General features: G+C 65.9%; 14 protein-coding genes. 6 read left to right on the forward strand and 8 right to left on the reverse strand.

The annotated features are described in order from the left end of the window. Positions 1-28: 28 nt before the first annotated feature. Complete coding sequence (locus V4U86_RS23145) at positions 29-853, reverse strand: SHOCT domain-containing protein (RefSeq protein ID WP_395312177.1); 825 nt, start codon at positions 851-853, stop codon at positions 29-31. A 162-nt stretch (positions 854-1,015) separates the two neighbouring features. Between V4U86_RS23145 and V4U86_RS23150 the strand changes: the two genes are divergently transcribed. From V4U86_RS23150 to V4U86_RS23160, 3 genes are all read left to right on the forward strand, one after another. After that, positions 1,016-3,253, forward strand: a complete 2,238-nt coding sequence (locus V4U86_RS23150) for a sensor histidine kinase (protein WP_395308213.1) — start codon at positions 1,016-1,018, stop codon at positions 3,251-3,253. A gap of 146 nt (positions 3,254-3,399) precedes the next feature. Continuing rightward, on the forward strand, positions 3,400-4,080 hold the full coding sequence (locus V4U86_RS23155; protein ID WP_395308214.1) for a LuxR C-terminal-related transcriptional regulator: 681 nt from the start codon (positions 3,400-3,402) through the stop codon (positions 4,078-4,080). A gap of 268 nt (positions 4,081-4,348) precedes the next feature. Then, the gene (locus V4U86_RS23160; RefSeq protein WP_395308215.1) at positions 4,349-4,615 is read left to right on the forward strand and encodes a hypothetical protein; all 267 of its coding nucleotides are present in this window, start codon (positions 4,349-4,351) and stop codon (positions 4,613-4,615) included. Between the two features lie 54 nt (positions 4,616-4,669). Here the strand turns inward: V4U86_RS23160 and tuf are convergent, their stop codons facing one another. The 7 genes from tuf to V4U86_RS23195 all read right to left on the reverse strand — a co-directional run bounded on the left by tuf (position 4,670) and on the right by V4U86_RS23195 (position 11,017). Beyond that, a complete protein-coding gene (gene tuf / locus V4U86_RS23165; RefSeq protein ID WP_073856275.1) occupies positions 4,670-5,860 on the reverse strand; it encodes an elongation factor Tu in 1,191 nt (396 codons plus the stop codon). Between the two features lie 93 nt (positions 5,861-5,953). Beyond that, entirely contained in the window at positions 5,954-8,005 is a 2,052-nt protein-coding gene (gene fusA / locus V4U86_RS23170) for an elongation factor G (RefSeq protein ID WP_395312178.1), read from the reverse strand. A gap of 132 nt (positions 8,006-8,137) precedes the next feature. Then, positions 8,138-8,608 (reverse strand): 30S ribosomal protein S7, encoded by a 471-nt coding sequence (gene rpsG / locus V4U86_RS23175; protein ID WP_018601866.1) that lies wholly within the window; start codon positions 8,606-8,608, stop codon positions 8,138-8,140. Further along, positions 8,608-8,982 carry a 30S ribosomal protein S12 gene (rpsL, locus tag V4U86_RS23180; protein ID WP_057166991.1) on the reverse strand — a complete coding sequence of 125 codons (375 nt, stop codon included), beginning with the start codon at positions 8,980-8,982 and terminating at the stop codon, positions 8,608-8,610. Before rpsL ends, rpsG begins: the two co-directional genes overlap by 1 nt. A gap of 351 nt (positions 8,983-9,333) precedes the next feature. After that, on the reverse strand, positions 9,334-9,900 hold the full coding sequence (locus V4U86_RS23185) for a TetR/AcrR family transcriptional regulator (RefSeq protein ID WP_395308216.1): 567 nt from the start codon (positions 9,898-9,900) through the stop codon (positions 9,334-9,336). A 51-nt stretch (positions 9,901-9,951) separates the two neighbouring features. Beyond that, positions 9,952-10,473, reverse strand: coding sequence for a DUF3558 domain-containing protein (locus tag V4U86_RS23190; RefSeq protein WP_395308217.1), 522 nt, complete (start codon positions 10,471-10,473; stop codon positions 9,952-9,954). A 1-nt stretch (position 10,474) separates the two neighbouring features. Beyond that, positions 10,475-11,017 (reverse strand): DUF3558 family protein, encoded by a 543-nt coding sequence (locus tag V4U86_RS23195; protein WP_395308218.1) that lies wholly within the window; start codon positions 11,015-11,017, stop codon positions 10,475-10,477. A gap of 97 nt (positions 11,018-11,114) precedes the next feature. On the opposite strand from V4U86_RS23195, the gene V4U86_RS23200 reads away from it, so the two are divergent. Genes V4U86_RS23200 through V4U86_RS23210 form a run of 3 tightly spaced genes read left to right on the forward strand, consistent with a single transcriptional unit; the run spans position 11,115 to position 12,590 of the window. Continuing rightward, positions 11,115-11,504: a DUF3060 domain-containing protein gene (locus V4U86_RS23200; protein ID WP_395308219.1), complete on the forward strand. Its 390-nt coding sequence runs from the start codon at positions 11,115-11,117 to the stop codon at positions 11,502-11,504. Positions 11,505-11,540: 36 nt separating this feature from the next. Continuing rightward, the gene (locus V4U86_RS23205) at positions 11,541-12,158 is read left to right on the forward strand and encodes a M15 family metallopeptidase (protein WP_395312179.1); all 618 of its coding nucleotides are present in this window, start codon (positions 11,541-11,543) and stop codon (positions 12,156-12,158) included. A gap of 33 nt (positions 12,159-12,191) precedes the next feature. Then, on the forward strand, positions 12,192-12,590 hold the full coding sequence (locus V4U86_RS23210) for a DUF3060 domain-containing protein (protein WP_395308220.1): 399 nt from the start codon (positions 12,192-12,194) through the stop codon (positions 12,588-12,590). The last annotated feature ends 53 nt before the right edge of the window (positions 12,591-12,643 follow it).

Genomic DNA, 12,643 nt, shown 5'->3' on the forward strand with positions numbered 1-12,643 from the left:
GATTGCGAAACCGACGTTGCGGTCTCGTTTACAGGTCGGCGATGATCTGTTGCCTTTTGGCCGTGTATTCGTCCTCGGAGATCGCCCCGGTGGCGCGTAACGTCTCCAGTTCCTGCAGCCGCCGTGCCGTGCTGACCTCCGGCATCGGCGGTGGGTAGGCCCCGGCCGGCACCGGCGGGGGTGCGGTCTGGGCCTGCTGGGCGGCCGCCCGGCGGACCACCGACTGCACCTGCCCGCGGGCGACGGGGTTGTTCCGCAGATCGATCATGCTGTTCATGCCGATACCGTTGGCCTTGAGGATCTGCAGGATTTCCATCAAGGGCTCGACCTGCCCGGACAGGTCGTAGGTCGCGTTGTCCTCGGCGATCGAGAATGTCGCCGGTACCTGTCCCGTGATCAAACTGCTGCGTTCCCAATCGATCTGGAATCGACCGGTCGCGGGATCGACCAGCACCGCGAGGCGGCGCGCGGTCAACATGCCCAGCCGGGTCACATCGGCGATCACCCGGTCCTCGGCGTCGAAGGTGGCCAGTCCCGGCCCAGAAATACGCAGGCTGAGTTTTACCACCGGCCGGTCGTTGATCCGGGTGTTGGTCTCGGTCATGCCGAGGATCTGCGCCAGCCCCAGCACGCCGTGCGCTTCCAGGTGGGCGGATTTCGCCTGCGCGTTGGCTCCGTAACCGGTGAGCGCCAGCGCGGCAAGCACGTCGATGGCCGTGACCAGCAGTCCGGTCCAGAACATCCACCTCATCAGTGGGTCCTGACCGGTGGCGAAGTAGACCGCCAGGAAGATCGGCCCGACCAGACCGCCACAGAGCAGCACCATGCCCTGGGCTTTGACATAACGCCACATCACCGGTCCACTCCCCTCGGGTCAACCGGATAACTCGTACCACGACCACCGGCCGCGGCGCAGGTGATCTATCTGGCAATGTCCGCCAATTGGCTGACTTTGCCACGGACATCGAGTACATAATTACCTGTGCTCGAGCGCGGTCACAACCCGACGGTTCATGTGTCTGAGCAGCAGGTGATCGCCCGCGCCCAGGACATCTCGGTCATCCTGCTGAACACCGTCACGTTCGTCGCCTCGATCAGCGCGCTGCTGCTGCCGGACACCCCTGAATCGGACATCGGGGTGCTGGCGCTGGCCGCCCTGGTCGGCTGGTCCGGCTACCGGCTGGCGACCCGGTCCCGGTCGACGACCGCTCGGCTGATCGATTTCGGATACGTGCTGGCCGTCTCGGCGGCGATTCCCATGTTCGGTACCGACCCGCAGCTGCTCTACACCAACTCGGTGCCGCAGGTCATCGCCGGAGTCGCGGTGGTCACCTGCGCCCTGGCTCATCCGCCCAAGATCAGTTTTCTGGCGGCGGTGGCGATCACGGCCGCCTACGCGGCGGGCAGCGCGCAGGTCGTGGGATGGTCCCAGGTCGCCCGCATCCCGATGCTCTTCCCCATGCTGGCCATCGAGTGGTTGGTCACCACGGTGCTGGTATTGACCGCGCGGACGGTGGCGCGCCGGGTGGACCAGACGCGTGCCGACAACCGCGACGCCGCCCTGCGCGACGCGATCGCGGCCGCCGTGCGGGATCACGAACTCGAGCACATGGCGCTGGTCCACGACACGGCCGCCTCGACCCTGCGCATGGTCGGGGAAGGCGCCGAGGTTTCCCCCGAACGCATCGCCGCGCAGGCGCGTCGCGATCTGGCGCTGCTGGCTCACGAACCGATCGGACTGGACGCAAGGTCGCCCATCGACGTCGCCGCGTCCATCCGTGCCGAGGCCCAACACTGCAGGACACCGGTCGAACTGACCGGGTTGGAGCGCCTGATCCTGGACGGCCACACCGCCAATGCGATCGTCGCCGTCGTTCGGGAGGCGCTCAACAACGCCGACAAGCACGCGCAGGCGTCCCGCATCGTCATCGACGTCTCGCCCACCGCGGTGACCGTCAGCGACGACGGGATCGGGTTCGATCCGGTCGGCACGACGCTCGGACACGGCGTGGCCGAATCGATCGTCGGGCGGATGCGGCGGGCCCACGGCACCGCGTCGGTGCGGTCCTCACCCGGCGCGGGCACGGTGGTCACCGTCAATTGGCAGCAGCTGCAACGCACCGTTCCGGGCGCGCCGACGGTCGCCGACGTGGACCAGCTCACCGAACGCATCCTGGTCCGGTTCGGCCTGGGCATCGTGGCCTTCGCGTTCGTGCAGCTGGCCGTCGCCGTGCCCTACGCGGCGGCCAGTAGCGACCATCCGGCCGCGCAGTTTGGCCTCGGCGGCCTGGCGGCGCTGGTGGCGCTCGGCGGTATCCCCCAGGTGCTCGGCCGGAGACCGAATCTCCTCGTCCCGGCCGTGGCCCTGATGGCGGTGGTGATCTTCCTCCAGGCCAGACTGCTGCCCGACGCATTGCTCGGCAGCATGGCGCAATGGCCGTTGCTGGCCACCGCGCTGTGCATCCTGCCCTACCTGCTGCGGATCCGGCCGATCTTTGCCGTCGGTGTCCTGATCGCGTTCTGGCTGGGCACCGCGATCATGAACTTCGTGCACCACCCGGTCATGGCGACCGCCTACAACCTGGCTCTCTACACCGCGGGCATCGTGGTGGTCCAGATCTTCGTGCTGGCCTTCCCGGTGTTGCTGCGCGACGCCAATGCCACTGCGGCCGAAGAGATCCGGGACCGTTGGGCCAAGGACTCCCAGCGAAGGATCACCGAGGCACTGCACGACGACTATGTGCGACGTACCTCGAAGTTGATCCGCGGGGTGTTCCCACTGCTGCAGGCTCTGAGCACGGGTGCGATGGACGCGGACCTCCGCCGGCGGGCCCGCATCGAATCCCGGCGGCTGCGGCTGTACATCTTCCAGGCCCGCACCTTCGCCAACCCGCTGATCTCCGAGTTGCAGCCGGCGATCGCAGATGCGGACGAGCGCGGCGTGGTCGTGTCGTTGAACGCCGACGACAACCTGCCCAGACTGGACCGCGAACAGCGGCGGCGCCTGCTCGAACCGATCGAGTCGACGCTGGAACGCGCGGTCGAGTACGCCCGAATCGGTCTGACCGTGGTGCCCGGGGAGTTGATCGCGAGCATCATCTGCGATGACGCCGGCTCCCCGGTGCAGCCGCAGCCGGGCACCGCCGACGAACCACGTATCGAGGTCACCGAGATCCCCGGTGCGGTGTGGATCAGCGCGCACCACCCGCTGCCCGTCGAGGCACGGGTCGAGGAACACGCCGAGATAGCATAAAATCTACCCTCACGATAATTCAGTTAGCCAGAATTTGCGTTCGCCTGTCATTTCCAGGCATACGGGGGGTAATGTCACGTGTATTGCTACGCGCGGGGGGCATTTGATGATCGTTCCTACATCGGGTGAAACACATGATTAGAGCGGTGAACCGGGAGGCGGATCGGACCGCCGACGGCGTCGCCGTAGCTCTGATCGATGATCACGACGTAATCCACGCCGGAGTGCGCGCCTGGTTTGCCGGGTGTAATCCGCCCATCGAAGTGGTCGCCGATTATCCGCACCCTGCCCCGTTCCTCGCCGATCACCCGGAGGGCGGGGAGGACATCGATGTGGTGATGTTCGATCTGCAGTACGAACGGTTCCAGCCCGAATTCGAGACGCTGCGGCGCGTCTGCGAAGCGGGACACCGGGTCATCGTGTACTCCCACATGGCCACCGATGAGGTGATTCTGTCCAGTCTGGACGCCGGCGCCATCACGTTCCTGGCCAAGGGCGAAGACAAACAGCACCTGTTCGACGCTGTCTACGCAGCGCACGCCAACACCCCGTACGTGGGACCACGGATGGCGAAGGCGCTGTTCAACGACCGAACGGTGGGCAGGCCGGGGTTGAGTACCCGCGAACGTGAGGTGCTCATCGCCTGGTTCCAGACCGAGAACAAGGAGTTCGTCGCCAAGCGCCTGTTCATCGAGCCGTCGACGGTGCGCACGCATCTGCAGCGGGCACGCGCGAAATACGCGGCGGTCGGCCGGCCGGCGCCCACCAAGGCGGCCCTGATCGCCCGCGCGGTGCAGGACGGCATCCTCAGCATCGAAGACCTCTGAGACACCCACCGAAAGGGGTCGGGCTTGTCTGTGGATGCAGACTCGCTGTCCATCGCCGTCATCGACGATCACGACGTCAGCGTCGACGAATTCTGACGGTTCACCCACACCCGCGTGATTCCAACTGAATTGGCCGCCGGCCGCCGGCTCGACTCGGCACGACGACACATCATCGGCCGTGCCACCACATCCACACTGTTGATGCGCCACGGCGCGAATGTGATTGTGGCACTGACCATGGTGGCCGATCCCGCCGACATCCCAGACGATGACGGCGTTGGATTTCGTTGCCACGGTGGCTGTTTGCCTCGCCGTACCACTGTTGATTTCGGGACCCGACTTTCACCGGTCCAACTGTGCGCCCATCGCCATCGCCGGTACGGCGGTCGTCGCCTTCACCCTGTCGCTGCGGCCCCGCTTCTCGCTGCCGATGACCGTGACGATCGCGGCGGCCTACGCCTCCGGGGGCGTCACGTGGCTGACCGTCCGGTGCAGTCGGGCCGAAAACGAAAGCGGCGCCCACCCTTTCGGGTGAGCGCCGCTCTCGTGCAGAGAACTAGATCACTCAGATGATCCTGTAGGCAAATGCCTACTTGATGATCTTGGTAACCCGGCCGGCGCCGACGGTACGTCCACCCTCACGGATGGCGAACCGCAGACCCTCGTCCATGGCGACCGGCTGGATCAGCTTGACGGAGATGTCGGTGTTGTCACCGGGCATCACCATCTCGGTGCCCTCGGGCAGGGTCACCACGCCGGTCACGTCCGTGGTACGGAAGTAGAACTGCGGACGGTAGTTGTTGAAGAACGGCGTGTGGCGGCCACCCTCGTCCTTGGACAGGATGTAGACGCTGCCCTCGAACTCGGTGTGCGGGGTGGTGGTGCCGGGCTTGACGACAACCTGGCCGCGCTCGACGTCCTCGCGCTTGATGCCACGAACCAGCAGACCGACGTTGTCACCGGCCTGGCCCTGATCCAGCAGCTTGCGGAACATCTCGACACCGGTGACCGTGGTCTTGGTGGTCTCCGGACGGATGCCGACGATCTCGACCTCTTCGTTGACGTTGATCACGCCACGCTCGACGCGGCCGGTCACCACGGTGCCACGACCGGTGATGGTGAACACGTCCTCGACGGGCATCAGGAACGGCTTGTCGGTCTCGCGAACCGGGTCCGGGATGGACTCGTCCACAGCGGCCATCAGGTCCTGAACCGACTTGACCCACTTCTCGTCACCCTCGAGGGCCTTCAGGGCCGAAACCTTGACGACCGGGGCGTCCTCGTCGAAGTCCTGGGCGGCCAGCAGTTCGCGGACCTCCATCTCGACGAGCTCGAGCAGCTCTTCGTCGTCGACCATGTCCGACTTGTTCAGCGCGACCAGGATGTAGGGCACGCCGACCTGGCGGGCGAGCAGCACGTGCTCGCGGGTCTGCGGCATCGGGCCGTCGGTGGCGGCGACCACGAGGATGGCGCCGTCCATCTGGGCCGCACCGGTGATCATGTTCTTGATGTAGTCAGCGTGACCGGGGGCGTCGACGTGTGCGTAGTGACGCTTCTCGGTCTGGTACTCCACGTGGGAGATGTTGATGGTGATACCGCGCTGACGCTCCTCGGGCGCATTGTCGATCTGGTCGAATGCGCGCGACTCGTTCAAATCGGGGTACTGGTCATGCAGCACCTTGGTGATTGCTGCGGTCAGCGTGGTCTTGCCGTGGTCAACGTGACCGATGGTCCCGATGTTGACGTGCGGCTTCGTCCGCTCGAACTTCGCCTTCGCCACTGTGGTGTCCTCCTGGACTTGTTGGTGCTTTTACTTAAGCAGGTGTGTTGATGTGTTCAGTTGTGCGGTCCGCCAAGGCGGATGAACCAGAAACTACTGGCCCGTCGCCTTGGCGATGATCTCCTTCGACACGTTCGCCGGCACTTCGGCGTACGAGTCGAACACCATGGAGTAGTTAGCCCGGCCCTGGGTCTTCGACCGAAGGTCGCCGACGTAGCCGAACATCTCCGACAGCGGAACCTGCGCCTTGACGACACGCGCACCGCTGCGCTCCTCCATGGCCTGGATCTGACCACGGCGGGAGTTCAGGTCGCCGATCACGTCGCCCATGTAATCCTCGGGCGTGGTGACCTCGACAGCCATGATCGGTTCCAGGATGACTGGCTGGGCCGACTGCGCGGCCTTCTTCAGCGCCTGGGAACCGGCCACCTTGAAGGCCATTTCCGACGAGTCGACGTCGTGGTAAGCGCCATCGAGCAGGGTGACCTTCACGTTCACCAGCGGGTAGCCGGCGAGCACGCCGTACTGCATGGCGTCCTGCGCACCGGCATCCACGGACGGGATGTACTCACGCGGGATGCGGCCACCGGTGACCTTGTTCTCGAATTCGTAGGTCGCACCGTCTTCGCCCTCGAACGGGTCGAGGTTGATGATGACCTTCGCGAACTGGCCGGAGCCACCCGTCTGCTTCTTGTGGGTGAACTCGACGTTCTGCACAGCGCGCTTGATCGTCTCGCGGTAGGCCACCTGCGGCTTGCCGACGTTGGCCTCGACCTTGAACTCGCGACGCATGCGGTCCACCAGGATGTCCAGGTGCAGCTCGCCCATACCGCCGATGACGGTCTGGCCGGTGTCCTGGTCCAGGTGCACCTTGAAGGTGGGATCCTCTTCGGCCAGCTTCTGGATGGCCGTGCCCAGCTTCTCCTGGTCGCTCTTGGTCTTGGGCTCGATGGCCACCTCGATCACCGGATCGGGGAAGGTCATCGACTCCAGCACGACCTGCTCGTTCGGATCGCACAGGGTGTCACCGGTGGTGGTGTCCTTCAGACCGATCACGGCGTAGATGTGACCGGCGGACGCGCGCTCGACCGGGTTCTCCTTGTTGGCGTGCATCTGGAACAGCTTGCCCAGCCGCTCCTTCTTGCCCTTGGTGGAGTTCACGACCTGCGCACCGGACTCGACCTTGCCCGAGTACACCCGGACGTAGGTGAGCTTGCCGAAGAACGGGTGCACGGCGATCTTGAAGGCCAGCGCGGAGAACGGCTCGTCGACCGACGGCTTCCGGCTGATGATCTCGTCTTCCTTGTTGGGCACGTGGCCCTGCACGGATTCGACGTCCAGCGGCGAGGGCAGGTAGTCGATGACGGCGTCGAGCATGGGCTGCACGCCCTTGTTCTTGAACGCACTGCCACACAGCACCGGGTAGATCTCGCTGTTGACGGTCAGCTTGCGGATCGCACCCTTGATCTCGTCCATGGTGAGTTCTTCGCCACCGAAGAACTTCTCCATCAGCGCATCGTCGGTCTCGGCGACGGTCTCGAGCAGCTCGTTGCGGTACTGCTCGGCCTTCTCGGCCAGATCGGCGGGGATCTCGACGACCTCGTACTGCTCGCCCATCTTGGTCTCGCCGCGCCACACCTTGGCGTTCATCTCGACCAGGTCGATGATGCCCTCGAAGTCGTTCTCGGCACCGATCGGCAGCTGGATGACCAGCGGCTTGGCACCGAGGCGGTCCTTGATGGTCTGCACGGTGAAGTAGAAGTCAGCGCCCAGCTTGTCCATCTTGTTGACGAAGCAGATACGCGGAACGTCGTACTTGTCGGCCTGCCGCCACACCTGCTCGGACTGCGGCTCGACGCCTTCCTTGCCGTCGAACACGGCAACGGCGCCATCGAGCACGCGCAGCGAACGCTCCACCTCGACGGTGAAGTCGACGTGGCCCGGGGTGTCGATGATGTTGATCTGGTTGTTGTTCCAGAAGCACGTGACGGCTGCGGAGGTGATGGTGATCCCCCGCTCCTGCTCCTGTTCCATCCAGTCGGTGGTCGACGCACCGTCGTGCGTCTCACCGATCTTGTAGTTGACACCCGTGTAGAAGAGGATGCGCTCGGTCGTCGTCGTCTTGCCGGCGTCGATGTGCGCCATGATGCCGATGTTGCGGACCTTCGTGAGGTCGGTCAGCACGTCCTGTGCCACGGCTAGATTCCCACTCTTTCGCTTGCTTGATTGCTAGTCGGTGTTGTCGGCCCCGCGCAGGCACGCCGCGCGGGGACAGAGTCACCAGCGGTAATGCGCGAAGGCCCGGTTTGCTTCGGCCATCTTGTGCGTGTCTTCGCGTCGCTTCACAGCGGCACCGAGGCCATTGCTGGCGTCGAGGATCTCGTTGGCGAGACGCTCGACCATGGTCTTCTCGCGACGTGCCTTGGAGAAGCTGACCAGCCAGCGCAGCGCCAGCGTGGTCGAGCGGTCCGGACGAACCTCGACCGGCACCTGGTAGGTGGCGCCACCGACACGGCGGCTGCGCACCTCGAGGGCGGGCTTCACGTTGTCCAGAGCGCGCTTCAGGGTGACGACCGGATCGGTGCCGGTCTTGTCACGGGCCTGCTCCAGGGCGCCGTAGACGATGCGCTCGGCGAGCGACTTCTTGCCGTCCAGCAGCACCTTGTTGACCAGCTGGGTGACCAGCTGCGACCCGTAGACGGGGTCGTTGACCAGCGGGCGCTTCGGCGCGGGACCCTTGCGCGGCATTAGCTCTTCTCCTTCTTCGCGCCGTAACGGCTACGTGCCTGCTTGCGGTTCTTGACACCCTGGGTGTCCAGCGAGCCGCGGATGATCTTGTAGCGCACACCCGGGAGGTCCTTCACACGACCGCCGCGGACCAGCACCATCGAGTGCTCCTGCAGGTTGTGGCCTTCGCCGGGGATGTAGGCGGTGACCTCAACCCCGGTCGTCAGCTTCACGCGGGCGACCTTCCGAAGCGCCGAGTTCGGCTTCTTCGGGGTGGTGGTGTACACGCGAGTGCACACACCGCGACGCTGCGGGCTGCCCTTGAGGGCCGCGGTCTTCACCTTCGCGACCTTGTCGCGGCGACCCTTGCGGACCAGCTGGTTGATGGTTGGCATGTACCGGCTTTCTGTGTTGCTACTTCTACTTCTGGTGGCTCGGTGGTTCGAGCAAGTCGTTCGGGCAAAGCTCTGTACTGCTAGTTCCGCCCCGTCGCGTACCCCGCGACCGGGCGTGTCGCGTGCGCCCACATCGAACTTCCGATGCATCCTGGACACACGAAGACACACGAATTCGCCCGACCTGCGGACATACGGGCCGTTTTCGCAGCCGCATGCGCCCCCTGACAGCCAGGCACGAAGCTCCACAATACCAGGGGTGGGCGTGCCGAACCAAACCCGCGCGTGAGCGCCTTACCGCAGGTCAGACACTACGGCCGCGCTGGGGCGCCGCAGCAGGTCAGACGAACGCTACCTGCGTTCCATGCCCGCCGCCAGCCTCAGCACCATGTCGGTGAACACCGCATCGGTGTCGACATCGTCCATCACACCGGTCATCTCCAGCAGCACGAACCCGTGCAGCGCCGACCAGAACTCCAGGGCCGCATAGAACGCGTTATCGCCGACCAGTCCGTAGGACGCCATGGCGGCCAGAACCGGGCCGGCGGCCTCCCTGGCGGCGGCGGTGTACTCGGGGTCGTCGCCGCCCAGCGGCATCCGGGTGAACGCCGAATACCGGCCGGGATGGTGGTGGGCGTAACTGCGGTACGCGCTGGCCATGGTGACCACCGCATCATCGCGGGTACGACCTTCCCCCACCGCGTTCAGCATCCCGATGATGTCCTTGATGACATGCATCCGCACTGTTCGGCGCAGGTCTTCCAGGCTCTGCACGTGGTTGTAGAGCGAGGGCCCCTTGGTGCCCAGCTGGGTGGCGAGCGCATTGATCGTCAGCGCGTCCCAGCCCTCGCGGTCCAGGAAGGCCAGCGCGGCGCTCACGATCGAGTCGCGGCTCAGCTTTGTCGCCCGCGCTGCCATTCGCCCGCCCTCCGGTCATCGTGATACCCGAAGCCGGGCCAACTAATGACTCTAGTTCACCCGGTCCTGGCTGAGTTCGGCCAGTTGGTCGGTGATCGTGCACAGCGGGGGCAAGGTGGACGGGTTCATCGTCTGGATCGACCAGGTGATGAGGTCCCGGCCCTTGGCCACGTAGATGCTGCAGGCGTTCGCGTCGTACGCCTTGAATCCCGGGTTGCCCTGGATCGACAGTTCGGTCAGGGTGCGCCCGGACCGTTCTTCGATCTCGCGCTCGGCGGCGATGTCGCTGCCGCGGTAGCGCCAGGTGGAGATCCCCATCCCGGCGCCGACCCTGCCGGCCACCGTGTTCTCCTGCCAGAAGCACCCGACGTCGTTGACCAGCACCCTGGTGAACAGGGCGGTTCCCGTGGCGCGGGCGACGTCGGCATCGGTGATGCCGTTGCAGTCGGTGCCGATCCCCCAGGTGGCCGAGGTTTCGGCGGGCCCGGCGGTCGGGGCCGGCTCGGATGTCGGCGGCTGCGCGGCGCTGCAGCCGGTCAACACCAGGGCGGCGGCGATCAGTGCGAGGCGCATGTCACATGTCCGACTTCAGCGTTGCCGACAGCAGCGTCTCCGCGTCGGCGCAGACATCGCCCGGGCTGTTGCGTACCTGCACCCACCAGCTGAGCACTCCCCCGCCGGCTGCCGCGGTCGCAGCGCACGCCGCGCCGGTGGTATCGCGGCGGGCCAGGAATGCGGGCCGGCGTTCGACGAGGGTGTCGCTGATGCGGGCGCCGCGGTCGAGGGCCACCGCGCGCTCGCGGTCCAGGTTGCCGGTGTCGAACCAGGTGAACGTCACGTCGACCATGACGCCCGCCCGGGACAGCACGTACTGACACACCGCGCCGCTGTAGGGCCTGGTTACCTCGTCCGCGGCCAGGGCCGCCCGGACCGAACCGTCGGTGAGCAACCCGCAGCGGTCCTCGGTGTAGCCGTAACCCTGCTCAGCGGCCGCGGAGCGGGCCGGCTGCGCCAGGCCGTGCACCTGCTGCGCACAGCCCGCCACCGCCAGCACGGCGGTTGCCGTGGCGACGGTGTCGGTCACTCGGGGGACGAACCCATTGCCACGCCCACGCATCGCTGCTCACGCTACCCAGCGTCGACGGCGCCGGCGACCGGATCGCAAACACGCAAGGGGTGCCCGGGCCGTGGTCGGGCACCGTACTCTGTTGCCCATGGTGAGCCTGAGTCTGCAGAGCCGGCGTCGGTCCGCGGCGGCCGGTGCGCTGGTCGTTCCCCTGGTGCTGGCGGGTGTGGCCGCCCCGGCCGCGCACGCCAAGAACGGCGATACCCACATCACCGGTCAGGGCATCGTGCAGACCATCGACTGCAACAACGCGACATTGCACGTCATCGGCACCGGCAACACCGTCAACGCCAAGGGCTCCTGCTGGGCGGTGACGATGCAGGGCTCGTCGAACATCGTCGTCGCCGACAACGTGGTCAACGACATCACGGTGTACGGCTATGACCAGACGGTGATCTATCACGGCGGCGCGCCCGCGCTCATCGACCGCGGCCGCGAACTCGGCATGACCAACCGCATCAACTGGGCCCCGGCCTGATCTGTGCGCCGCCTTGCCCTCCTTCTCGTCTGTGGGCTGCTCGGCGCGGCCGGGCTCGCGACGGCACCGATGAGTTCGGCCGCTCCGGTCTCGGCTGCGGCGCGTGCGGTGGGATTCATCGATGTCCGTGACGCTGTCCCCGACGCCGTCATCGACCTGCGCTACGCCCGGCCCGACAATTTCACCGGCACCCAGCTCTATCCGACCGGCGCCCGCTGCCTGATCCACGAGTCCCTGGCAACCGGGTTGGCCACGGCCGCAGCACAATTGCGGGCGCGCGGACTGCGACTGGTGTTCTGGGACTGCTACCGACCCCACGATGTGCAGGTCCGGATGTTCGAGGTGGTGTCCAACCCGGCATGGGTGGCCCAACCGGCGCCGTATTCCAAGAGTCACGAGTCCGGGCGGTCGGTCGATGTGACCACCGCGAGCGCGGCCGGTTTGACCGACATGGGTACCGGTTTCGACGACTTCCGCTCGGTGGCGAACGCGTACGCCACCACCGGCGTCAGTGCCGCCGCCCAGTACAACCGGGCCGTGCTGCGCGAGGCCATGGCCGCCGGCGGGCTGACGGTGTATTCCGGGGAATGGTGGCATTTCGACGGGCCGGGCGCCGGTGAGCGGCGGCCCATAATCAACGTCCCCGTCACATAGTCTGGATACGACCAGCTACGAATCGAGGGAGCTATGCGCACGCACATCGCAGGACCGGTCGCAGCGGCAGTTCTCGCGCTCGGTCTCACCGGGTGCGGTTCCGACGGAGACTCTGCGGCGCCCAGCATGACGGCCGGGTCCTCGGGGGCACAGGTCCAGATCGGCAACACCGTCAACTACGGGTCCTTCGGCACCACCGCCGAAATCGATTGCGCACAGGGCAAATCGCTCAATGTCGGCGGCTCGAACAACACGCTGACCATCAAGGGCAGCTGCTCCAGCGTCAACATCGGCGGCGCCGACAACAAGGTCACCCTGGAACGCGTCGAGTCCGAGATCAGCGTCGTCGGCATCGACAACACGGTGGTCTACAAGGCCGGCGACCCGAAGGTGGAAGACCTCGGCAGCGGGAACAAGGTCAGCAAGGGCTAGTCAGTTAAGGGCTAGTCAGTTAAGGGCTAGTCAGTAAGGGCTCGGTGTTCGGC

Origin of the sequence: Mycobacterium sp. AMU20-3851 (assembly GCF_043974665.1) — a bacterium.
Taxonomy (GTDB): domain Bacteria; phylum Actinomycetota; class Actinomycetes; order Mycobacteriales; family Mycobacteriaceae; genus Mycobacterium.

Coding starts and splice junctions, on each gene's coding strand:
- V4U86_RS23210 (WP_395308220.1), top strand. CDS start 12,192: ATGCGCACGCACATCGCAGGACCGGTCGCAGCGGCAGTTCTCGCGCTC.
- V4U86_RS23145 (WP_395312177.1), bottom strand. CDS start 853: ATGTGGCGTTATGTCAAAGCCCAGGGCATGGTGCTGCTCTGTGGCGGT.
- fusA (WP_395312178.1), bottom strand. CDS start 8,005: ATGGCGCACATCGACGCCGGCAAGACGACGACGACCGAGCGCATCCTC.
- V4U86_RS23200 (WP_395308219.1), top strand. CDS start 11,115: ATGGTGAGCCTGAGTCTGCAGAGCCGGCGTCGGTCCGCGGCGGCCGGT.
- V4U86_RS23160 (WP_395308215.1), top strand. CDS start 4,349: ATGACGGCGTTGGATTTCGTTGCCACGGTGGCTGTTTGCCTCGCCGTA.
- V4U86_RS23190 (WP_395308217.1), bottom strand. CDS start 10,473: ATGCGCCTCGCACTGATCGCCGCCGCCCTGGTGTTGACCGGCTGCAGC.
- V4U86_RS23185 (WP_395308216.1), bottom strand. CDS start 9,900: ATGGCAGCGCGGGCGACAAAGCTGAGCCGCGACTCGATCGTGAGCGCC.
- rpsL (WP_057166991.1), bottom strand. CDS start 8,982: ATGCCAACCATCAACCAGCTGGTCCGCAAGGGTCGCCGCGACAAGGTC.
- rpsG (WP_018601866.1), bottom strand. CDS start 8,608: ATGCCGCGCAAGGGTCCCGCGCCGAAGCGCCCGCTGGTCAACGACCCC.
- V4U86_RS23195 (WP_395308218.1), bottom strand. CDS start 11,017: ATGCGTGGGCGTGGCAATGGGTTCGTCCCCCGAGTGACCGACACCGTC.